General features: G+C 73.6%; 19 protein-coding genes. 7 read left to right on the forward strand and 12 right to left on the reverse strand.

Features of this window, described 5'->3' with window-relative positions; genetic code table 11:
- Positions 1–97: 97 nt before the first annotated feature.
- The 4 genes from ABZW32_RS07190 to ABZW32_RS07205 form a co-directional block, all read right to left on the reverse strand.
- A complete protein-coding gene (locus tag ABZW32_RS07190) occupies positions 98–874 on the reverse strand; it encodes a class I SAM-dependent methyltransferase (protein ID WP_356212348.1) in 777 nt (258 codons plus the stop codon).
- 140 nt (positions 875–1014) lie between these two features.
- The gene (locus tag ABZW32_RS07195; RefSeq protein ID WP_356212351.1) at positions 1015–1968 is read right to left on the reverse strand and encodes a transporter; all 954 of its coding nucleotides are present in this window, start codon (positions 1966–1968) and stop codon (positions 1015–1017) included.
- On the reverse strand, positions 1965–2897 hold the full coding sequence (locus ABZW32_RS07200) for an ABC transporter ATP-binding protein (protein ID WP_356212354.1): 933 nt from the start codon (positions 2895–2897) through the stop codon (positions 1965–1967). The genes ABZW32_RS07195 and ABZW32_RS07200 overlap by 4 nt, the downstream gene beginning before the upstream one ends.
- Entirely contained in the window at positions 2894–3313 is a 420-nt protein-coding gene (locus tag ABZW32_RS07205; RefSeq protein WP_356212357.1) for a GntR family transcriptional regulator, read from the reverse strand. The genes ABZW32_RS07200 and ABZW32_RS07205 overlap by 4 nt, the downstream gene beginning before the upstream one ends.
- Before the next feature lie 248 nt (positions 3314–3561).
- Here ABZW32_RS07205 and ABZW32_RS07210 point away from each other — a divergent pair, with 248 nt between their 5' ends.
- Both ABZW32_RS07210 and ABZW32_RS07215 read left to right on the forward strand, forming a co-directional pair.
- The gene (locus ABZW32_RS07210; RefSeq protein WP_356212360.1) at positions 3562–6015 is read left to right on the forward strand and encodes a serine hydrolase; all 2454 of its coding nucleotides are present in this window, start codon (positions 3562–3564) and stop codon (positions 6013–6015) included.
- Positions 6016–6044: 29 nt separating this feature from the next.
- Entirely contained in the window at positions 6045–6548 is a 504-nt protein-coding gene (locus ABZW32_RS07215; protein ID WP_356212363.1) for a GNAT family N-acetyltransferase, read from the forward strand.
- A gap of 9 nt (positions 6549–6557) precedes the next feature.
- Here the strand turns inward: ABZW32_RS07215 and ABZW32_RS07220 are convergent, their stop codons facing one another.
- Positions 6558–7130, reverse strand: coding sequence for an XRE family transcriptional regulator (locus ABZW32_RS07220; RefSeq protein WP_356212366.1), 573 nt, complete (start codon positions 7128–7130; stop codon positions 6558–6560).
- Between the two features lie 129 nt (positions 7131–7259).
- On the opposite strand from ABZW32_RS07220, the gene ABZW32_RS07225 reads away from it, so the two are divergent.
- The 4 genes from ABZW32_RS07225 to ABZW32_RS07240 all read left to right on the forward strand — a co-directional run bounded on the left by ABZW32_RS07225 (position 7260) and on the right by ABZW32_RS07240 (position 10972).
- A complete protein-coding gene (locus tag ABZW32_RS07225) occupies positions 7260–8039 on the forward strand; it encodes an ABC transporter permease subunit (protein ID WP_356212369.1) in 780 nt (259 codons plus the stop codon).
- The gene (locus ABZW32_RS07230) at positions 8036–8752 is read left to right on the forward strand and encodes an ABC transporter ATP-binding protein (protein WP_356212371.1); all 717 of its coding nucleotides are present in this window, start codon (positions 8036–8038) and stop codon (positions 8750–8752) included. Before ABZW32_RS07225 ends, ABZW32_RS07230 begins: the two co-directional genes overlap by 4 nt.
- Before the next feature lie 34 nt (positions 8753–8786).
- On the forward strand, positions 8787–9800 hold the full coding sequence (locus ABZW32_RS07235) for an NrtA/SsuA/CpmA family ABC transporter substrate-binding protein (RefSeq protein WP_356212374.1): 1014 nt from the start codon (positions 8787–8789) through the stop codon (positions 9798–9800).
- 62 nt (positions 9801–9862) lie between these two features.
- Entirely contained in the window at positions 9863–10972 is a 1110-nt protein-coding gene (locus tag ABZW32_RS07240; protein WP_356212376.1) for an aryl-sulfate sulfotransferase, read from the forward strand.
- A gap of 64 nt (positions 10973–11036) precedes the next feature.
- Here the strand turns inward: ABZW32_RS07240 and ABZW32_RS07245 are convergent, their stop codons facing one another.
- Positions 11037–11237 (reverse strand): hypothetical protein, encoded by a 201-nt coding sequence (locus ABZW32_RS07245; RefSeq protein WP_356212379.1) that lies wholly within the window; start codon positions 11235–11237, stop codon positions 11037–11039.
- Between the two features lie 316 nt (positions 11238–11553).
- Here ABZW32_RS07245 and ABZW32_RS07250 point away from each other — a divergent pair, with 316 nt between their 5' ends.
- A complete protein-coding gene (locus ABZW32_RS07250) occupies positions 11554–13149 on the forward strand; it encodes a phospholipase D-like domain-containing protein (RefSeq protein WP_356212381.1) in 1596 nt (531 codons plus the stop codon).
- A 25-nt stretch (positions 13150–13174) separates the two neighbouring features.
- Here the strand turns inward: ABZW32_RS07250 and ABZW32_RS07255 are convergent, their stop codons facing one another.
- The 6 genes from ABZW32_RS07255 to ABZW32_RS07280 form a co-directional block, all read right to left on the reverse strand.
- Positions 13175–13561 (reverse strand): hypothetical protein, encoded by a 387-nt coding sequence (locus tag ABZW32_RS07255; protein WP_356212384.1) that lies wholly within the window; start codon positions 13559–13561, stop codon positions 13175–13177.
- Positions 13562–13898: 337 nt separating this feature from the next.
- Positions 13899–14816, reverse strand: coding sequence for a MurR/RpiR family transcriptional regulator (locus ABZW32_RS07260; protein WP_356212387.1), 918 nt, complete (start codon positions 14814–14816; stop codon positions 13899–13901).
- A 124-nt stretch (positions 14817–14940) separates the two neighbouring features.
- The gene (locus ABZW32_RS07265; protein WP_356212389.1) at positions 14941–15735 is read right to left on the reverse strand and encodes a hypothetical protein; all 795 of its coding nucleotides are present in this window, start codon (positions 15733–15735) and stop codon (positions 14941–14943) included.
- Positions 15735–17000 carry a VWA domain-containing protein gene (locus ABZW32_RS07270; protein WP_356212391.1) on the reverse strand — a complete coding sequence of 422 codons (1266 nt, stop codon included), beginning with the start codon at positions 16998–17000 and terminating at the stop codon, positions 15735–15737. The genes ABZW32_RS07265 and ABZW32_RS07270 overlap by 1 nt, the downstream gene beginning before the upstream one ends.
- A gap of 120 nt (positions 17001–17120) precedes the next feature.
- A complete protein-coding gene (locus ABZW32_RS07275; RefSeq protein WP_356212393.1) occupies positions 17121–18314 on the reverse strand; it encodes a cytochrome P450 in 1194 nt (397 codons plus the stop codon).
- An 82-nt stretch (positions 18315–18396) separates the two neighbouring features.
- Positions 18397–20658, reverse strand: coding sequence for an ATP-binding domain-containing protein (locus tag ABZW32_RS07280; RefSeq protein ID WP_356212396.1), 2262 nt, complete (start codon positions 20656–20658; stop codon positions 18397–18399).
- Positions 20659–20851 lie beyond the last annotated feature (193 nt).

Raw genomic sequence — 20851 nt, forward strand, 5'->3', positions numbered from 1 at the left:
GAAGTGGTCTCCATGCACGCAGTTTTGAGCATGTGACACCACGGCCCGGGGCGGGGAGCCGTAACGGCGGCTTCCCGGCCCGGGCCGTGGCGCGGCCTCAGGCGGCGGTGACGCGGATCTTGGACTGGCCGTGGCCGAGCTTCTCCCAGTCGTCCATGAACCGGGCCTTGAGGCCGTGCCGGGCGGCCAGGTCGACGAGGGTCTGGGTGCGGTAGTAGAAGTCCTCGCGCAGGACCTGGTGTTCGGTGCCCTCGGTGCGGTCGAAGGTGAAGTCGAACCGGCCGCCCGGCGCCAGGACCCGTTCCACGTGGGCCAGGCACTCGTCGATGATCGACAGCGGTGAGTGGGAGAAGACGCTGTGCGCGTGCACCACGTCGAAGTGACGGTCGGGCAGGAAGTCGAGGGTCAGGTCCTGGGTGATGGTCAGGTGCGGCAACTTGGCCTGAAGTCCCCGGTCCGTCAGCGTGCGCTTGGCGGCGATGAGGATGTCGGGCGAGATGTCTATGCCGTAGTAGTGACCGGTCTCCAGGTGGTCGATGAAGCGCCAGCCCGCCCGCAGGTTCCCGCACCCGATGTCGAGCATCCGGTGGCGCGGGGCGAGCCCGTGCTCCAGCAGGTAGTCGAACTGCATCTTCCCGAGGGCCAGCCAGCGGTCGTGGGTCTGGCTGCCGACCGCGGCCTCCGGGTTGCGGCCGGTGTCGGAGGCCATGACCGCCCGGTAGTAGCCCACGTGGTCGGGGTGCTTGAAGCGCAGCCAGCTGTCGCGCGCGGCCCGCTTGACGTACGGGGCGATACGGGTCGGGTTGCTCAGCGCGTAACGGACCTTGTGGCCGACGCTCGCGCGGTCGGCGGTGAGGTTCTTCTTCGTTGCCATGAGGGGTCCCCCCTGGGATGCGGACGGAAGGTGGACGGGACGGTGCGGGGTGGTACGGGGTGGTACGGGGCCGCCGCGGCGGGTCGGACCGCGGCGGCCGTCGGTGGATGCGGGCGGCCGTCAGGCGACGCGGGCGGTCGTCACGCGACGCGGCGGCGCAGCAGGGCGACGGTGACCGTGAGGAGCAGGGCGGCGCCGCCCGCGTAGAGGGCCGTGTCGATCCACTGGAACGTCCAGAAGTCACTGCTGGGGTAGACCTTGTGGTACCGGGCGACGAAGTCGTGCTCGGCCATGCACCGCCGGAGCTCCTCCCCCGAGGTCTGGCAGACGTTCCAGATGGAGTGCTCGCGCCCGTCGGGCGTCAGGTAGCCGAACTCCCCGGTCGACCAGGCGCTGCCGACGGGCCGCTTGGGCGTCATGCCCGGGGTGATCCGGGTCTCGGGGTCGATCCAGCTGCGGCGGAAGTAGGTCACGAACACCGTCACCGTGCCGATCGCCGCGAAGGCCGCGCCCATGGCGGGCAGCACCCGGCGCACCAGCAGCCCCGCGAGGGTGCCGACGGTGAGCGCGAAGAGGGCGCAGGCCACGGAGGCCGGGCCGGTGGCGTTGTAGATGGCGGCGTCGTGCCAGTACGGGCCGTCGAGGGTGTTGGCGATGGGTACCCACCACCAGGCGACGAGGGCCGCGACGACCGCCGAGGCGAGCAGGGCGAAGAGGGCCGCGAGGCCGAAACGGGCGGCGAACCAGCGGCGCGGGCCGACCCCTTGGGTGAGGGCGGGCTTGATCGTGCCGGTCTCCAGCTCCCGGCCGATGAGCGGGGCGCCCCAGAACACGCCGATGAGGGCGGGCAGCGCGATGCCGAGGGTGCCGAGCGCGCGGATCCCGGTGGCGTTGCCGTCCATGATCTGGAAGGTGGCGGGGCTCTCGCAGCCGCCGTTCCACCCCGGACAGGGCACCCATCCGGTGGCGTCGATCAGCGACATCATCTCGGAGCGCTGATAGGCCACCCAGGCCGCGCAGGCGACCAGCAGGGCGGCGCCGGCCAGGATCATCAGCCGCTGCTGGCGCCAGGCCAGCCAGAGGACGCCCTTCACGCGGCGGCCTCCTCGGTGGTCGGGGTGGTGGTCGCGGCGCCGCGGAGGTGAGCGAGCAACAGGGTTTCCAGGGAGGGGGTTTCGGCGATCCAGCGTTCGTCGGTCCCCGCGGGCAGCGGGGCGCCGGGCGCCGTACGGACGAGGGCGGTGACCTGACGGCCGCTGACGGCGCAGTGCACGACCGCACCGCGGTCGAAGGCACGGGGCAGCCCGTCCTTCTCCATCGGGTCGGCGCGCCCGGTGAGCCAGGTGTGCCCGTCGCAGAGCTCCTGGATGTCGCCGGACAGGCGGGGGACGCCGCCCGCGAGGAGCAGTACGCGGTCGCAGACCTCGTCCAGTTCGGCCAGGACGTGCGAGGACATCACGATGGTCGAGCCGCGTTCGGCGGCCTCGGCCATGAGCAGGGCCATCACCTCGTGACGGGCGAGCGGGTCGAGGTCGGCGAGCGGCTCGTCCAGCAGGAGCAGATCGGCGCGCTTGCCGAGGACCAGGGCCAGGGCGACCCTGGTGCGGTTGCCGCCGGAGAGGGCGCCGACGCGGGCGTTCAGGGGGATGTCCCCGGAGCGTACGAGGCGTTCGGCGACCGCCTGGTCCCAGTGGCCCGGGTTCAGCATGCGGCCCAGGCGCAGGGTGTCGGCGACGGTGAAGCGGGCGTGCAGCGGCTTCTCCTGCGCGAGGAACGCGGTGCGGCGGCGGGCCTCGGCGGTGCCGGGGGCGTGACCGAAGACGCGTATCTGCCCGCTGCCGGGGCGGATCAGCCCGGCGCCGAGCTGGAGCAGGGTGCTCTTGCCGGCCCCGTTGGGGCCGACGAGGGCGGTGATGTGCCCGGCGGGCAGCTCGATGTCGCACGCACGCAGGGCCGGCCGGCCTCCGTACGCCCGTCCGAGCCGCGTTGCCCGTAGTGCCGGCGCGTGGGTCGGATCGCTCACGCCGTGTCCTCTCTCGACGGTCCGGGCAGGGGCCCGGAGTTGTTGAAGCTGTCCTCCACGGCGGCCGTGACGAGCGCCGTGATGTCCTCCCGCTCCAGGCCCGCCTCGCGCGCCCGGACCATCCATGCGGCCAGGTCGGTCCGCAGCGGGGAGTCCGCCGCTGCCTCGGGGCGGGACAGGGACCGGCGCACGAAGGTGCCCGCGCCGGGGCGCGGCTCCACGAGCCCTTCGCGCTCCAGCTCCCGGTACGCCTTGAGGACGGTGTTGGGGTTGATCGCGGTGGCCGCGACCACTTCACGGGCTGTCGGCAGCCGGTCCCCCGGTTCCAGCACGCCCAGGCGCAGTGCCTGCTTGACCTGGGTCACGAGCTGCAGGTAGGTGGCGACGCCGCTGCGCCGGTCGACCCGGAACTCCATACCTCCACCTCATTCCACTAACACGTTAGTGGAATAGTGCAGAGTGATCGCGGGCGCGTCAAACCGGGTGCCGAGGGAGCGCGGGGGCGGAGTATGACCGAACGGTCACAGGTTCGATCAAGGGGAACGCGCAGGGTGCGCGCCACATCTAGGTGATCGGCGGGCCGGACGACGGCCGCGCCGATGGCGATGACGACGACGGCGAGAACCGGCCGGGCCGGGTGTGAGCAGCAAGGGTGGGGCGCTGGATGAAGGCGGAGACGGTGACGGAGCGGACGGACCCGGAGGGCGTACCGGGTGCCCTGCGGGCGGCTGAGGGGGACGGCGCCACGGCACCCGGCACCGTTCGGGAGACCCCGGACGAAACCCCGGCGGACCCCGACGAGACCGACGAGACCGACGAGACCGACGAGACCACCGAGGGCACCGAGGGCACCGAGGGCACCGAGGGCACCGAGGGCGACCCTGAGGAGGCCCGCACCGGCCTTGCCGCCGCCGACGCGGCCCCGACCGGGCGGGAACGGCCTGCCGCCACCCCCCGGAGCGACGGGGACGGCTCGTCGGTGGAGACCCCCGACCTGTCGGACCGGGACGGCGGCGACGACGCCACCGACGCCGGGAGCCCGGCACCCGCGAAGTCCGACGCGACCGCCGACCGGGAGCCCTCCGCCACCGGGAGGCCCGCGCCGTCCTGGGCCCGGACCGGCACGAAGGCGGAGCCGGAATGCGGCGACGGTTCGGCCTCCGACGACGCGGCGAACACCCCGCCGACCGCTGCCGAAGGCGACCACGAGGACCGCGAACCCGCAGCACCGGCCCCGGCCGAAGCGGCCCCCGCCTCGGACGACCCGGAAGACGAGCGGCCCGCCGGGCCCGCCCCGGCCGGACCCCGGAACGACACGACCGCCCCCGCCACCCCGCAGGGCGACGCCCCGGCCGGGGAAACGGACGCCGGAGCACCCGACGGCGTGAAGGGCGCGTCGGCCGCCACGGACCGGGACACCGGCCCGGAAACACCCGAGGCCGGGAAGGCAGCGCCAACGGACGGGACCCGGAAGCCGGACGCGGAGGCCACCGCCCCGAAGGACGGCGAGCCCGACGCGACCGCCAGGACCCGGAAGCCGGACGCGGAGACCGTCGCCTCCGGTGCTGCCGACGGCCCCCGGACGAAGGCCGACGCGACCGGTGGCCCGCCCGCCCGGCGGGCGGACGCGGACACGGACGCGGACACGGAGAGCGACGCCGAGCGGACCAGTCAGTTCGTCGCGCTCAAGGAGCTCGGGACCCCGGCCGGAACCAAGGCCCTGCCCAAGGTCGCACCCACGGCCGCGCCCAAGGCCCCCGAGGCGCCCCGCCCCCAGTCCCCCGCCGGGCCGGAGGTGACGCGGGAGGCGCCGCTGCCCCCGCTCGAACTGCTGGCCGAGCTGACCAACACCGCTCCCCTGCCGGAGACCCCCCGCCGCACCCTCACCCGCCGGGTCAAGGTGTGGACTCCGATCGTGCTGCTGCTCGGCGGCGTGGTCGTCGGCGCGCAGCTGCTGCGCCCGCTGCCCGCCCCCCGACTGGCCGGCGGCGAGTCCTCCCACACCCTGGAGGGGAACACCCCGATCCCGTGGCCCGCCAAGGGCCAGGGCGCCGTCCGCGTGCCCGGCTCCGGTGACATCGCCACCTTCGGCGAGCAGAAGCCGGTGCCGACGGCCAGTGTGGCGAAGGTGATGACGGCGTACGTGCTCCTCAAGGGCCACCCCCTGCGCAAGGACGATCCCGGCCCCGGCATCGAGGTGGACGCGACGGCCGTGGCCGAGGGCAACGCCGAGCACGAGTCCCGTATCAAGGGGCTCACGGCCGGGACGAAGTTCAGCCAGCTGGACATGCTCAAGATGCTGATGATCCCGTCGGGTAACAACATCGCCCGTCTTCTGGCCCGTTGGGACACCGGATCCACCACCCCGGACGCCTTCGTCGCGAAGATGAACGCTGCGGCGAAGGAGCTCGGGATGAATGACACCACGTACACGGACCCCAGCGGCCTGCAGGCAAGCACCGTGAGTACCGCGGCCGACCAGCTGAAGCTCGCCGACGCGGTGATGAAGGAGGAGGCGTTCCGCGCGGTGGTCGCCCTGCCGCAGGAGAACATCAAGGGTCTGACCGAGCCGCTCATCAACAACAACGGCAGCCTGCTCCTCACCCGCGGCCTGAGCATCAAGGGCATCAAGACCGGTTCGAGCACCCCCGCCGGCGGCACCCTGCTGTGGGCCGCCTACAAGACGGTCGGGGCAGAGACCCCGCTGGTCCTGGGCACGCTGATGGACCAGCACGCGAGCGGGCCGGACGTGGACGGCGCGGACAGCCTGGAGCTGGTCAAGGAGAACAGCAGCAAGATCATCGAGGCCGTCCGTGCGGCGCTCGCCGAGATCCCGGCCGTGCGCAAGGGGCAGTTGGTGGGCTACGTCGACGACGGGCTCGGCGGCCGCACCCCGCTGGTGGCCACGAAGGACCTTTCCGTGATCGGCGTACCGGGGCAGCGGCTGAAGCTCTCGCTCGGCGCGGGCGGCAAGTCCCTGCCGCACGAGGCGAAGGCGGGCACCGAGGTCGGCGTGCTGACGGTCGGCGACGGGGACGGCGCGAGGAGCGTCCCGGTGGCCGTGGGCAAGGACCTGGTGGAGCCGTCCTTCGGCACGCGGGTGACCCGGCTGTCCTGACGGCACGGCCCTCGTGGTTGCATGGCGGCATGGACGTCCGGCGCCGTGAACCCAGTGACCTCGGCGCGTGCGCGCGCGTGCTCGCCGAGGTCCACCGCACCGACGGCTATCCCGTGGACTGGCCGGAGCGGCCCGAGGGGTGGCTGTCGCCGTCGGCGCTCCTCGACGCCTGGGTGGCCGGGCACGAAGGGGTGACGGCCGGCCATGTCGCGCTGTCCCGCGCCGAGCCGGACGACGCCGCGCCCGCACTGCTGTGCCGACGGGACGGCGTGCCCGTCGAGGCCGTGGCCGTGGTCGGGCGGCTCTTCGTCGCCCCGACCGCACGGGGGCTGGGGGCCGGGGCCCTGCTGATGGCGCGGGCCGTGCGCGGGGCGCGGGCGCGCGGGCTGCGTCCCGTACTCGACGTACTGGCCGCCGATACGGCCGCCGCCGCCCTCTACGACCGCCTCGGCTGGAGCCCGCTGGGGAGCGTCGAGCAGCACTGGGGCCCCGGGCGCACGGTGACCGTGCGGTGCTACGCCGCCCCCGCGTGAGGCGCGCCCCTACGCGTTCGCGATGACCAGCAGGGTGCGGGCCGCCGCGCCGCCCTCCGGCAGTGAGCAGCGGTGCGGCACGTCGCCCCGGTGGTGGGCGCTGCGGCCCGCCCGCAGCAACAGGGGCTCCTCGCCCTCGACTTCGAGCAGGACCTCGCCCTCCAGTACGTAGAGGAAGTCCTCGCCGGGGTGTGCGAACCAGCCGCGCTCGCCCCGGCCGGGCTCGAAGTGGTGCTCGTAGGCCTCCATCAGGCCGCTGCGGCCGCCCGGGATGAGCACCCGCGCCACCTGTCCGGCGGCCTCGCTGACCCTGATCACCTGCGGGTCGCTCTCGTGGCTGACCACTCCGGCGCGCTCCGGGGGCCGCAGGAAGGTGCCGGGAGTGACGTCGAGGGCCTCGGCGATGCGGTAGATCGAACTCAGGCTGGGGGTGGCGAGTCCGCGTTCCAGTTGGCTGAGGAAGGGCTGGGAGAGGCCCGAGCGGGTGGCGAGCACGGCCATGGACACGCGGCGGGCGGTGCGGCACTCGCGGATCGCCCGGCCGACCTCCAGCGCTTCGGGTGTGGGTTCGGGTCGAGACACGCAGGTGAACGTATCCCATCGCCCGCGCGGGCCCGGGTGGACCCGGACGGTTTCACACCGCCGCAACACCCCGTTGATAAGCGTGGTCAATTATTGACCTCACTTATCAACCCACCGAGGAGTCGTCCCGTGCAAGCCTCCCCCTCCCCCGCCGGCCGGGCCCTCGGCCGGCTCGGCCCGGCCCTGGGCGCGGCCGGTGCCGTCCTCGCGCTCTGGTACCTGCTCGCCCGGTCCGGTGCGGTGGCCCCGGGGCTGCTGCCCTCCCCCGCCGAGACCGCTGCGGCCCTGGCGGCCAGTGCCCGCGAGGGGACCCTGGCCACCGACCTCGGCGCAAGTCTGGCCCGCGCGGGGCAGGGTTTCGCGCTGGGGGCGGTGATCGGGGGCGCCCTCGGCTTCGCGACGGGGTACCTGCCCCGGCTGTCGGCCGCCGTCACGCCGGTGGTCTCCTTCCTCCGCCCGATCCCGGCCGTCGCCCTGGTGCCGCTGGCGACCGCCTGGTTCGGCATCGGCGAGAACGCCAAGCGGCTGCTGATCGCCTACGCCGTCCTCCTCGCGGTCTGGCTCTACGTGCACGACGGGGTGTCGCGGGTCCCGGTGTCGCACCTGCGGGCCGCCCGGTCGCTGGGGGCGCCCCTGCACCGGCGGTTCACCGAGGTCCTGCTGCCCGCCGCCGCGCCCGCGCTGCTGGCCGCCCTGCGCTACGGCGCCTCCGTGGCCCTGCTGGCGCTGGTCGCCGCCGAACTGGGCGGCGCGGACAGCGGGTTGGCGTACCGGCTCCAGGTGGACGGCCAGTTCCTGCGGGTGGACCGGATGTTCGCGGGGCTGCTGGTCCTCGGATTGCTGGGCGTGGCCGCCGACCTGCTGCTGGCCGCCGTCGGGCGCCGCTGGGTGCACTGGAGCGCGTCATGAGCCTGGAGGTACGTCTGGAGGGGCTGTCGGTCGGGTACGGGGCGGCCCCGGTGTTGCGGCCGACGGACCTGGTGTTCCCCGCGGGGTCGTTCACGGCGCTGCTCGGGCCGAGCGGCTGCGGGAAGTCCACGGTGCTGAACACGGTCGCCGGTTTCGTGCGGCCCGCGACGGGACGGGTGACGGCCGGCGGCACCGAGGTGACGGGGCCGGGCCCGGACCGGGGCGTGGTCTTCCAGCACTACGCGCTCTTCCCCTGGCGCACGGCCCGCGGCAACGTCGAGTTCGCCCTCAAGCGGCTCGGACTGCCGCGTGCGCGCCGGCGCGAACTGGCCCTGGCCGCGCTCGCGGAGGTGGGGCTGGCGGACGGCGCCGAGAAGTACCCGGCGCAGCTGTCCGGCGGGATGCAGCAGCGGGTGGCCCTGGCGCGGGCGCTGGCCGCGCGGCCGGAGGTGCTGCTGATGGACGAGCCGTTCGGGGCCCTGGACGCGCTGACGCGGACGCGGATGCAGGCACTGCTGCGCGAGCTGTGGGAGCGCAGCGGCACCACCGTGCTGTTCGTGACGCACGACATCGACGAGGCGCTCGCCCTGGCCGGGCGGGTGGTCGTGCTCGGGGGCTCCCCGGGCCGGATCCTCGCGGACCACGCGGTCCCCGCGGGCCCCCCGGACCCGGCCCTGCGCGAGAGCGTCGCGGCCCACCTCACCGCCCCCTGACCCCCGATCCCCGATCCCCCGGAAGGAACCCATCATGTCCAGACCCCGCACGCTGGTCGGCGTACTGCTGGCCGCTCTGCTGCCCCTCCTCGCCACCGCCTGCGCCGAAGGCGGGGCCGGGGGCGGCGCCGCGCACGGCGGCGGACGGCGCGCCGTGACCCTGGCCGGCAGCGACCAGCTGGCGGCCGCCCCCGTGTACCTCGCGCAGGAGCGCTCGCTCTGGGCCGCCGAGGGCCTCGACGCCACCGTGACCACCCTGCCCACGGGCCGCGACGCGCTGAACGCCGTCCTCGGCGGCCAGGCGCGGTTCGGCGTCGTGGGCGACCTGCCCGCGGTCACGGCCGCGCTCGGCGGGCGCGACGTACGGATCGTGGCCGACCTGTCCCGCTTCTCGGACTGGCGCCTGCTCACCCGCACCGACCGCGCCGTCTCCGGTTTCGGCGCGCTCAAGGGGCTCAAGGTCGGTGTCCCGCAGGGCACGAACGTCGAGTACGCCCTGTCCCGGATGCTCGCCTCCGCCGCGCTGACGGCGGCGGACGTGACGGTGGTCAACCTGGCCCCGAACCAGGTGGCCCCCGCCCTCGCCCGCGGTGACGTCGACGCCGGCGTCACCTTCCCCAGCTTCTACGACGCCGCCCGCACCGCCCTCGGCAGCCGTTACGCCGAGCTCCCCTTCACCGGCTACACCGCCCACACCCTCCTCGTCGCGGGCCCCTCGGCGGGCGACGAGGAGACCACCGCCGTCCTGCGAACGGTGCTCGGCGCGCAGCGCGCCGCCGCCGCCGATCCGGCCGCGGCGCGGGCGGCCGTGGTGGCCCAGTCCAAGGGCGCGCTCCAGTCCGGGTACGTGGAGGTCTTCCAGCCCCGCTACGCGTACGGGGCGAACCTGACGCCCGAGCTGCTCACCGACCTGTCGGACGAGGCGGCCTGGGCCAAGGCGGCCCAGTCCCTGCCGGGCGCCGCCGACCGGTCCGCCCTGTCGGCCCGGCTGCGGCCCGGCCCGCTGCGGGCGGCCGATCCGGCCGCCGTCACGGTCACCACCCCCTGAACCACCCCCTGAACCGGCCCCGTACGGCCCACCCCACCCCACCCCACCCCGGAAGGACCTCCATGAGCGTCGACCAGAACACCCTGCGCCGCCGCGGCACCGGCCTGCGCGCCCACGATCCGCAGCGGAGCTTCGGCGGCTACACCCTCTACACCCCGATCACCGGCGACGGCCGGATCCACCTCGTCGACATCGACGGCCGGACGGCCCACACCTGGAACTCCCCGCACCCGCCCGGCCGTCAGGCGCAGCTGCTCCCGGGAGGCACCCTCTTCTACGCGGCCAAGGACACCACCGGCCCGAGCCTCTTCCCCATCTGGGACGTCTACCACGGCGGCATCTTCCAGGAACTCGCCCCGGACTCCACCGTGCTGCGCGAGGTCCGCCACCCCTTCCACCACCACGACGCCTCCGTCCTGCGCAACGGCAACCTGCTGATCACCGTCGTGGAGCCGCTGTCACCGGCGGACGCGGCCCGGATCCGCGGCGGCATCCCCGGCTCGGAGGCGCCGGGCGGGGTGATCTACGGGGACGTGGTGTACGAGCTGACCTGGGAGGGCGAGACGGTCTGGCGCTGGGCGGCGATCGAGCACCTCGACCCGGAGGAGGTCCCGCTGAACCCGCACTTCGCCCGCGAGCACTGGCCGATGGCCAACACCGTCAACGAACTCGCCGACGGCGGGATCGTGGTGGGCTTCCGCAGCGCGTCGACGACGGTGGCCGTGGACCGCGCCGACGGGTCCGTGCGCTGGCGGATCGGCCCCGACGTCCTCGCCCAGCAGCACCACCCGCACGAGCTGCCGGGCGGCACCATCCTGGTGTTCGACAACGGGACCTACCGCGACACGACGTCCGTGCCGTACTCGCGGGTGCTGGAGCTCGACCCGACGACGGGCGAGCGGGTGTGGTCGTACGAGGACAATCCGCCGCAGAACTTCTACAGCCCCTACATGTCCAGCGCCCAGCGCCTGCCCAACGGCAACACCTTCATCGCCGAGGGCTCCTTCGGGCGGCTCTTCGAGGTGACCCCCGAGGGGGACGTGGTCTGGGAGTTCGTCGTCCCCGAGTTCGGTTCGTTCGACCGCGGCACGGGCCTGGAGTCCTCGCGCGGCGCGCAGAACTCCGTCTTCCGCGCCTACCGGTACGGGGCGGACCAGGTCCCCTGGCTCTGACGCACGGCGAGGCCCGGCCCACCCCGTACGACCGGGGCGGGCCGGGCCCGTACCACCCGCAGCGTCAGTTGTTGGAGCCGACGGTGTTGTCCCTGCCCGCGTTGAAGATGTCGTCGGCGGCGAACTGGAACCAGTTGCCGAAGACGAGGTTGTACTGGCTGCCTTCCGGGACGGTCACGGTCACGTCGGCGCTCGCGGCGCCGGCACCACCGAGCACGATGGCGGCGGTGGCGAGGACGGCGAATGCGGAACGGACAGATCGCATGGATGCACCTTTCGGGAGGAAGCGGAACAGTCCCCGAAGGTAGGGCGGAGGGCTCCTCCTGTCCCGGCGGCGTTCCGCGTCGCGCCGAGTCCAATCCGAATGGCCGACACACCCGACCCCGCCGGCCCACCGAACGCCGCGATTCCGACAGCCTTTTTCGGACACGCTCAGGGAGGAACCCTCGCGGGGGTGGCCGGAAGCCGACGCACTGAGATGAACAGCGCCCTACGCGCTGGTAACTTGCGGGAGTTGATCAAGGCTGGGGCCCGGTTCTCGGTGCCGCCCGGCCGGAGCCACCCCCATCCAAGGAACCACATTGGCACGCACCGTCCGCACGACGGCCCTGACGCTCGCGCTCTCGCTCTCCTCCTTCGCCCTGCTGTCCGCCGCCCCGGCGTACGCCGACTCCCCCACCCCGCACCTGGACGCGGTGGAGCAGACCCTGCGCCAGGTCTCCCCCGGACTGGAGGGCTCCGTCTGGGAGCGCACCGCCGGAAACCGCCTCGGCGCCTCCGCCCCCGGCGGTTCCGACTGGCTGCTGCAGAGTCCCGGCTGCTGGGGCGACGCGTCCTGCACCGACCGCCCCGGCGCCCGCCGGCTGCTGGACAAGACGCGCGAGGACATCGCGCAGGCCCGGCAGAGCGTGGACATATCCACCCTGGCCCCCTTCCCCAACGGCGGGTTCCAGGACGCGATCGTGGCCGGCCTGAAGGAAGCGGTACAGAAGGGCAACCGCCTCCAGGTGCGCATCCTGGTCGGCGCCGCGCCGATCTACCACGCCAATGTGATCCCGTCCTCGTACCGCGACGAGTTGGTGGCCAAGCTGGGGCCCGCGGCGGCGAACATCACGCTCAACGTGGCGTCGATGACGACCTCGAAGACCGCGTTCTCCTGGAACCACTCCAAGATCGTCGTGGTGGACGGCGGTACGGTGATCACCGGCGGGATCAACGGCTGGAAGGACGACTACCTCGACACCGCCCACCCGGTGAACGACGTCGACCTCGCCCTGTCCGGTCCGGCGGCGGGCTCGGCCGGCCGCTACCTCGACACCCTGTGGGACTGGACCTGCCGCAACAAGAGCAGCTGGGCCACCGTCTGGTTCGCGTCCTCCGACAACGCGGGCTGCATGACCACCCTGCCCCGCCCCGCGGCCCCGGCCGGCGGCGGCGACGTCCCGGCCCTGGCGGTCGGCGGCCTCGGCGTCGGCATCCGCCAGAGCGACCCGACCTCGGCGTTCAAGCCCGTCCTGCCGACGGCCACCGACACCAAGTGCGTCATCGGGGTGCACGACAACACCAACGCCGACCGGGACTACGACACGGTCAACCCGGAGGAGAGCGCGCTGCGGGCGCTGGTCGCGAGCGCGACCGGGCACATCGAGATCTCCCAGCAGGACCTGAACGCGACCTGCCCGCCGCTGCCCCGCTACGACATCCGGCTCTACGACACCCTCGCCGCGAAGCTCGCGGCCGGGGTGAAGGTGCGCATCGTCGTCAGCGACCCGGCGAACCGGGGCGCGGTCGGCAGTGGCGGCTACTCCCAGATCAAGTCGCTGTCCGAGGTGAGCGACGTCCTGCGGGGCCGCCTCCAGGCCCTGACCGGCGACGCGGGCCGGGCGAAGGCCGCGATGTGCGACGGTCTGCAGCTGGCGACGTTCCGCGCCTCGGACAAGGCGACGTGGGCGGACGGCAAGCCGTACGCCCAGCACCACAAGCTGGTCTCGGTGGACGACTCGGCCTTCTACATCGGCTCGAAGAACCTGTACCCGTCCTGGCTCCAGGACTTCGGCTACGTCGTCGAGAGCCCGGCCGCCGCGCGGCAGCTGGCGGACGGCCTGCTCGCCCCGCAGTGGAAGTACTCGCAGGCGACCGCCACGTACGACTACGCGCGCGGTATCTGCCAGGGCTGACGCCGGGCGGAGGGGCGCCCCGGGGTCAGCGCTTGCGCTGGGCCGGGGTGCCCACGAGGAGCGCCTCGGAAACGAGGCGGACGCCCCGGGAGAGGCGGCCGAGCTGTTCGAGCTCGATGGCGTACATCCTGATCGTGTTCTCGATCGCGGACTCGGGGAGGCCCATCATCGGCAGCTCGGCCCGGCTGGTGTGCAGGGCCACCCGCACCGCGCGCATCTCGTGCTGGAGCTGGAGCTGGACGTGACGGGCGAGCAGGGCGTGGTGGCGGGTCAGCGTCAGGTAGCTGCCGTAGCGGGCCGGGAGCAGGTCCCGCAGCCAGCGGGTGGCGCTGCGCTCCCAGTCGTGCGAGCCGGGGGACTTCACCTGGAGGGGCCAGTCCGGGCTGCGCGTGAGGGTGGCCGTCTGGGACATTCTCGTCACTTCCGAGTGGTGGTCGAAGCACTGATCGAGACACTGCGTAGGGGGGCGGCCTCGGCCCAGGGGTTGACCGAGGCCGCCAGGGGGGCGCTCCGCCGGATCCGAAAGCCCTGACCCGTCACCCGGTCGCGCCGTGAGGAGGAGCGGCGTACTGGGTGGCTGTTCGAAGAGGACGTGGGGACGCCCTCCCTGGCATCTGGTGGATCCGGAACGCCGCCGTCAGTAAACATATATACCGTCGAGTACGCAAGGGTATGAAAAATTTCATACATGGCCGGGCGCTGAATATCCGCCTTCCGGGAGGGGTCCCCCGAGGCCTCCGCAGAGCCTGCTAGAGGAAGAATCCGTGCTGGTCAGCGACCTGCTCGTACTGTTCCAGCCGCGCCTGGGTCCGCTCGGGATCGGCGTCGGCCATCGCCTGGAGCAGGGCGGCGGAGAGCATGCCGGGAGCCGCGTACGAGTCGAAGACCAACCGGGATCCGGTGCCGGCCGTCAGCACCACGTCCGCCTCCTCCACCAGCGGACCGAGGGTGGGGTCGGTGATCAGCACCACCCGCAGGCCGGTGCTGCGGGCCGCCCGCAGGGCCGCCAGGGTCTCGTTGGCGTGCCGGGGCATGGCGAAGGCGATCACCCAGCTGCCGCCGGCCGCCCGGGACTGGAGCAGGGCGTCGTACGCCACGCTGCCGCCCCGGGTCACCACGCGGACGTCGGGGTGGATGCGGCGGGCGGCGTAGGCGAAGTACTCGGCGAGGGACACCGAGATCCGCAGGCCCAGGACCGTCAGCGGAACCGACTGGGCCAGGTCCCGGCCGATCTCCAGCACCCGGTTGGTGTCGGCGAGCAGCCTGCGCACGCTCTCCAGGTTCTCGATCTCGGCGTCGACGGCGGCCTGGAGCTCGTTGTGACGGATCTGCTCGCGGCTGTCGGGGGTGCCGGCGACCGCGCTCAGCGCCATCGGCTGGAGCACGTCACGCAGCGCGGGATAGCCGCTGAAGCCGAGCGAGGCGGCGAAACGGGTCACGGAGGGCTGGCTGACGCCGACGCGTTCGGCGAGCTCGGTGATGGAGAGGAACGCGGCCTCGGTGAGGTGGTCGATCAGGTACTGGGCGATCCGCCGCTGACCCGGGGACAGCCGGTGGCCGTCGAAGAGCGCGAGCAGTCGGTCGGCCGGCGGCTTCTCCCGCTCCTGCGGGACCGTGCCCGGCGTGATCGCGGCCGCCTGTGCGCGCGCCTGCTGCCCCGATGACACCGGAGGGCCTCCTTCTCACGTCACTCTTCTTCCAACATAGCCCACGCTCCGTGGCCGGTTGATCATTGTGCCGTGCGGGGCCGTTCCGTCCGCGGACGGAACGGCCCCTGTCCCTCCGGTCCCGTCAGGCCTCGGACCGGGGTCGTCCGGGCCGGCCCGAGCCCCGGGTCAGGGAGTACCCGTAGATGCCCGCGAGGGCGCCGAGGATCCCTCCCGCGGCGGTCCACAGCCAGCGGTCCGACCACCAGCCGCCGGACCAGCCGTCCTCGGGCGCGCGCGCCGCGCGCTGCTGCTCGGAGGCGCCCGTGATGCCCGGGACCAGGGGTTCGGCCAGGGCCGCGTCCACCGCCGTGGCTCCGCCCATCTCCTTGGTCTCGGCCTCGACCTGGGCCCGCACGGGCAGGCCCAGGTCCTCCTCGGGGAGCCCGGCCACCGTCAGGCGGACGTAGTAGCTGCCCGGCAGGGGGTCGTTGGACCAGGCCTCGGCCCCGGAGCGGACCGTGCGCAGCACGCAGTCGAGCTCCACGGTGGCGGCTTCCCGGGCCGCCGCGGCGGTCTGGGTCCCGTAGGTGCAGGCCTGGCGGCGGCGCAACCCGTCGTAGACGTCGAGGCGCCAGGTGGAGGCGCCGTGCCGGGCGGCGGACTCCGGGAGGGTCACCGAGGCCCGTACGGTGGCCCGTTGGCCCGCGTCCACGGGCAGGACCCAGTACAGGTAGTCACCGGTGGAGCCGGCGGCGGTGGCCTTCTGGCCCGGACGGAACGGGGTCGCCGTGCGGAAGCCGGTGCCGGCCTCGGTGGGACCCTCGCCCTTCTGACCCGCGCTGGGCGTGGGGCTCGGGGCGGCGGTGGCGGCGGACGCCGGGGCGAGGAGGGCGGCCCCCGCCAGCAGGGCGGCCGTCAGGGTGCGTACGGTACGCATCAGTTGGTCCTCCAGACGGAGATGCGCCAGCGCGAGATCCAGCCCCAGACCAGCCCCGCGAGCAGACCGGTGAGCACCAGCAGGCCCAGCAGCCACCAGCCCCGGCCGAGGCCGAAGGAGGCCACGTCGGAGGGCTCGTCCGGGCCGTCGACCAGGTCGATGGTCAGCTCGACGGGCATGCCGGGCGCGGTCTTGACGGCCGGGCCGGCGGAGAAGGAGTTGCTGACCTGGAGGCAGACGGTCTCGGGGGTCTCGGAGGCGTCCCCGTCCAGGGGGGCCTTCGGGTAGCGCAGGCCGGTCGAGACGACGTCGGTGCGGCCGTCGCCGGCCTCGGAGCCGCGGACGATCTCCCGCCCGTGGACGGTGGACGCGCGCAGCAGGACGCCGTAGTCGTTGTTGACGGCGCGGTCGGCACCGATGCTGACGGAGGCGCGCAGTTCCTGTCCGGGGCGGACGTCGACGCGGTACCAGCGGTGCTCGCCGAAGGTCTCGCGGTCGCTGTAGAGGCCGGCCTTCAGCTGCGGGGCGCCTTCGCACTGCTTGGCGCCCTCGGTGGCCACCGGGGTGACCACGGGGTCGGCGGCCCGGTCGACCAGCTGTCTGACCCTGCCGGAGAGTTCGGCGGTGTGCGCCACCGAGGTGTACGTCCCCCCGGTGGCCTCCGCGATGCAGGTGAGCTGGGCGCGGGTCTTGGCGTCGGGGACGAGGCCGAGGGTGTCGACGACGAGGTGGATGCCCTTGGCCGCGATGTCGCGGGCCACTTCGCACGGGTCGAGCGGGGCGCAGGTGTCCTCGCCGTCGGTGATGAGCACGATGCGGCGGGTGGCGTTGCCCCCGTCGAGGTCCTGGGCGGCGGCTTGCAGGGCGGGGCCGATCGGCGTCCAGCCGGTGGGGGCGAGGGTGGCGACGGCGGTCTTCGCCTCGGTGCGGTTGACCGTGCCGACGGGGTAGAGCTGCTTGGTGTCCTTGCAGCCCAGCGCCCGGTCGTCGCCGGGGTAGGTGGCCCCCAGGGTCCTTATGCCGAGCCGGACTTCGTCGGGCACCGCGTCCAGGACCTCGTTGAAGGCCTGCTTGGCGGCGGCCATCCGGGACTGGCCGTCGATGTCGTTCGCGCGCATCGATCCGCTGACGTCGAGCACCAGCTCGACCTTGGGGGGCTCTTTCGCGGGTCCGTCGGCGGCGACGGCGTTCGTGGGCATGAGCCCCGCGGTCAAGGCGACGAACAGGCCGCAGGCCCCGGCCGCCAGCCGTTTTCTTGTGATCATCGCCGGATCGTATTGAGGATCCGACGGCAAACCAAAACGTCGGCCAGCGGGCGGCGTTCACCCGTGGGGCGGCCCGGTACGGCGGCCGGACCACCCCCGGCCGCCGGTGCGGGGCGCGGGCTACCAGCGCACCGGAAGGCTGCTCACCCCGCGCATCAGACTGCCGGGCAGCCACTGCGGGGGCCCGCCGGCCGGGTCCTCGGCCAGGTCGGGGAAGCGCTCCAGCAGGGCGCGCACCGCGATCCGGCCCTCCATGCGGGCCAGCGGGGCGCCGATGCAGAAGTGCAGCCCGTGTCCGAAGGCGAGGTGGCCCTGCGGGGCCCGGTGGATGTCGAAGACGTCCGGGGCGGCGAAGCGGCCGGGGTCGCGGTCTGCCCCGGCCAGCGAGACCAGCACGACGGCCCCGGCGGGGATGACCACACCGCCGAGTTCCACGTCGGTGGCGGCGTAGCGGTAGGTGGCGTTCTGGACGGGGCCGTCGTAGCGGAGCATCTCCTCCACCGCCGCGTCGAGCAGCTTGTCGGGGTCGGCGCGGAGCTCGGCCAGCTGGGCCGGGTGGGCCAGCAGGGCGCGGACGCCGTTGGAGATGAGGTTGACGGTGGTCTCGTGGCCGGCGACCAGCAGCAGGAAGGCCATCCCGATCAGCTCGTCGGGCGAGAGGGAGTCGCCGTCCTCGTCGCGGGTCCGGATCAGGGCGCTGAGCAGGTCGTCGCCCGGGTGGTCGGCCTTCCGCGCGACGAGCTCCGCGAGGTAGTCGCTCAGGTGCCGGTGGGCCTCGTTGCCGACGGTGCCCGGCAGCGGGGTGACGACCTCGTTCGACCAGTAGCGGAAGCGGTCGCGGTCGAGGTCCGGGACGCCCAGGAGCTCGCAGATCACCGTCATCGGCAGCGGGAAGGCCAGCGCCCCGACCAGGTCGGCGGCGCGCTCGGGGCGGGCGGCCATGGCGTCGAGGAGCTCGCCGGTGGTGCGCTCGACGAGCGGGCGCATCGCCCGAACCCGGCGGCCGGTGAACTCGCGGGCCACCAGGCGGCGCAGCCGGGTGTGGTGGGGTGGATCGGACTCCAGCATGTTGGAGTTGGCCGGGGTGGGTTCCATGCCGGGGAAGGTCCCGGCGTTGCGCCAGTCCTTCAGCAGGGACGGGTGGCTCAGGGCCTGGCGGGCCTCCTCGTACCCGACGACGATCCAGCACGGGGCGTCGTCGGGTGAGCCGCCGCCGAGCCGGTGCACCGGTCCGGCCGCGCGCAGCGCCGCGTAGAAGGAGTAGGGGTCGGCGGCGAAGTCCTCGGCGCCTGAGCTGATGTCGATCGCGGGCATCCGCTCACGGTACGACGGCCGACGGCCCGTGGAGACGGGCGGATCCGGCCACTTGTGGCGCGTGTGGCCGGTCCGCCGCGGCTCAGCCGTCCAGTCCCTCGGGCAGCAGGCCGGTGTGGAGCACGCCGAGGTGCTGGGTGGCGCGGGTGAGTGCCACGTAGAGGTCACTGGGCGGGAACTCGGCCGGTTCGGCCACGATCACCGTGTCGAACTCCAGCCCCTTGGCCTGGCGCGGGTCGAGCAGCACGACGGGCCGCGTGAGGTCGGGCTCCTCCCCCGCCCGTACGCCGGGCAGGGCCGCGGCCAGCGCGGGGTGCAGGGGGCGGGGTGCGATCACCGCGAGGCGGCCCTCGGCCGGGGCGTCGGTGCGGACGGCCTCGGCGACGGCCCCCGGCAGGTCCCCGGTCTCGCGCACCCAGGGGCGCACGCCGGTGGAGCGCACCGAGCTCGGCGGTTCGAAGCCGGGGTGGTGGGCGCGCAGGACGGCGGCGGCGACCTCCATGATCTCGGCGGGCGTACGGTAGTTGACGGCGAGCCGGACGCGTTCCCAGCGCTCGCCCACGTACGGGTCCAGGATCTGGCTCCAGGAGCCGCAGCCCGCCTCGTCGCCGGTCTGGGCCGGGTCTCCGACGAGGGTCATGGAGCGGGTGGGACAGCGGCGCATGAGCAGGCGCCAGGCCATCTCGGACAGCTCCTGCGCCTCGTCGACGATGACGTGTCCGAAGGCCCAGGTGCGGTCGGCGGCGGCGCGTTCGGCCGTGGTGCGGCGGTCGGCCTCCTCGTGGCGTTCGGCCATCCGTTCCGCGTCGATGATGTCGTGGGCGGCGAGGTATTCGTTCTCCATGTCCTCGAACTCGTAGGACTCGGAGCCCTGGGAGAGGTCCAGGACGCCCTGGGCGTAGTCGATGCGCTCCAGCCGGGCCCGCTCGGCGGCGGCGCGTTCGGCGCTGTCGTCGGTCCCGAGCAGTTCCGCGGCCTCGTCGAGGAGCGGGACGTCGGCCGGGGTCCACTCCCCCGCGGGCCGGCGGATCAGGTCGGCGTCCGCCTCGGCGAGGTGGGAGGGTTCGGCGAGGAACTCGGTGACCAGCTCCTGCGGGGTGAGGGGCGGCCAGAGGCTGTCGATGGCGGCGTGCACGTCGGCGCTGGTGGCGATCTCCTTGCCGAGCTGGGCGGCGTCGTCGGGGCCGAGCAGGTTGGGGCCTCCGTAGGGGTCGGCGCCGAGCCGGTCGACGAGCTGTGCGGTGAGGGCGTCGATGACGGCGAACGCGAAGTAGGGGCGGGCCAGGTTGTGCGGCAGGGCGGTGGCGCGGGCCCGGTCGCGCGCGGCGTGGGCCATGGTCCGGTCGAGCAGGAGCGTCCCGTAGTCCTCGTGGTCGATCTCCAGGGCCGGCTCCGGAACCGTGTCGCTGTCCTCGCCGCTGCCCGCGGGCACTCCCTCGGGGAGGGTCTGGCGGTCGGCGACGACCCGGGCGAGGACCTCGGCCATGGCGGCGCGGCCCTTGACCTCGGCGGCTCCGGGACGGTCGGTGCCGGTGGCGCGCACGCCCGGGAAGAGGTCGCCCGGGGAGGACAGGAGCACCCCGGTCTCGCCGAGGGAGGGCAGCACCTCGCCGATGTAGCCGAGGAAGGCGGGGTTCGGGCCGACGATCAGGACGCCGCGCCGGGCGAGGAGCTCGCGGTGCGCGTACAGGAGGAAGGCGGCGCGGTGCAGGGCGACGGCGGTCTTTCCGGTGCCGGGGCCGCCCTCGACGACCAGGACGCCGCGGTGGGAGGAGCGGATGATCCCGTCCTGTTCGGCCTGGATGGTCTGCACGATGTCGTGCATGCGGCCGGTGCGGGCGGCGTCGAGGGCGGCGAGCAGCACGGCGTCCGCGTCGGCGCCCTCGTAACCGGTGCGTTCGGTGTCGGCGAGGTCGAGGATCTCGTCGTGCAGGGCGGTCACCTCCCGCTCCCGGGTGGTGATGTGCCGGCGGCGGCGCAGCCCCATCGGGACGTACCCGGTGGCGAGGTAGAAGGGGCGGGCCGTCTCGGCGCGCCAGTCGAGTACGAGGGGCGTGCGTTCGGCGTCGTCCTGCCTGATTCCGATCCGGCCGATGTGGTGGTCGCGGCCGTCCGAGAATTCCAGCCGGCCGAAACAGAGACCGTGTTCGGCGGCGTTCAGCGCGGCGACGAGACCGGACTGTTCGGCGACGGCCACGTCGCGCTCCAGCCGTTCCTGAAATCCGTTGCCGCCCTGGCGCAGCGCCGCCCGGACGGCGCGATCGGCCCGGTCACGCAGTTCTTCGAGGCGCGCGTACAGCTCGGTGATGAATCGCTGCTCACTCTGCAAGGCGATGTTTGACAATTCCACTCCCGGCGCGATACGATGCCTCTATACGGCTCAACTACGCCCTGAAATAGTAGGGCGTGAACCGTTAAATATACGCGCATGCATGCCCCGGACGCCAATTCGTCCGGGGCATTTCCTGCATTCCGGGGCAGGAGCGGCTCGCCCGCTGGTCGGCGAACCGCGCGCTCCTCGACGTCCCCGGCACCGA

The sequence above is a fragment of the Streptomyces sp. NPDC004667 genome, assembly GCF_040609475.1.
In the GTDB taxonomy this organism is placed as follows: Bacteria; Actinomycetota; Actinomycetes; order Streptomycetales; family Streptomycetaceae; genus Streptomyces.

Excerpts from the sequence above, each read along its gene's own strand:
- ABZW32_RS07205 (WP_356212357.1), bottom strand. The coding sequence starts at position 3,313 with ATGGAGTTCCGGGTCGACCGGCGCAGCGGCGTCGCCACCTACCTGCAG.
- ABZW32_RS07210 (WP_356212360.1), top strand. The coding sequence starts at position 3,562 with ATGAAGGCGGAGACGGTGACGGAGCGGACGGACCCGGAGGGCGTACCG.
- ABZW32_RS07240 (WP_356212376.1), top strand. The coding sequence starts at position 9,863 with ATGAGCGTCGACCAGAACACCCTGCGCCGCCGCGGCACCGGCCTGCGC.
- ABZW32_RS07215 (WP_356212363.1), top strand. The coding sequence starts at position 6,045 with ATGGACGTCCGGCGCCGTGAACCCAGTGACCTCGGCGCGTGCGCGCGC.
- ABZW32_RS07235 (WP_356212374.1), top strand. The coding sequence starts at position 8,787 with ATGTCCAGACCCCGCACGCTGGTCGGCGTACTGCTGGCCGCTCTGCTG.
- ABZW32_RS07245 (WP_356212379.1), bottom strand. The coding sequence starts at position 11,237 with ATGCGATCTGTCCGTTCCGCATTCGCCGTCCTCGCCACCGCCGCCATC.
- ABZW32_RS07190 (WP_356212348.1), bottom strand. The coding sequence starts at position 874 with ATGGCAACGAAGAAGAACCTCACCGCCGACCGCGCGAGCGTCGGCCAC.
- ABZW32_RS07270 (WP_356212391.1), bottom strand. The coding sequence starts at position 17,000 with ATGATCACAAGAAAACGGCTGGCGGCCGGGGCCTGCGGCCTGTTCGTC.
- ABZW32_RS07265 (WP_356212389.1), bottom strand. The coding sequence starts at position 15,735 with ATGCGTACCGTACGCACCCTGACGGCCGCCCTGCTGGCGGGGGCCGCC.
- ABZW32_RS07275 (WP_356212393.1), bottom strand. The coding sequence starts at position 18,314 with ATGCCCGCGATCGACATCAGCTCAGGCGCCGAGGACTTCGCCGCCGAC.
- ABZW32_RS07255 (WP_356212384.1), bottom strand. The coding sequence starts at position 13,561 with ATGTCCCAGACGGCCACCCTCACGCGCAGCCCGGACTGGCCCCTCCAG.
- ABZW32_RS07230 (WP_356212371.1), top strand. The coding sequence starts at position 8,036 with ATGAGCCTGGAGGTACGTCTGGAGGGGCTGTCGGTCGGGTACGGGGCG.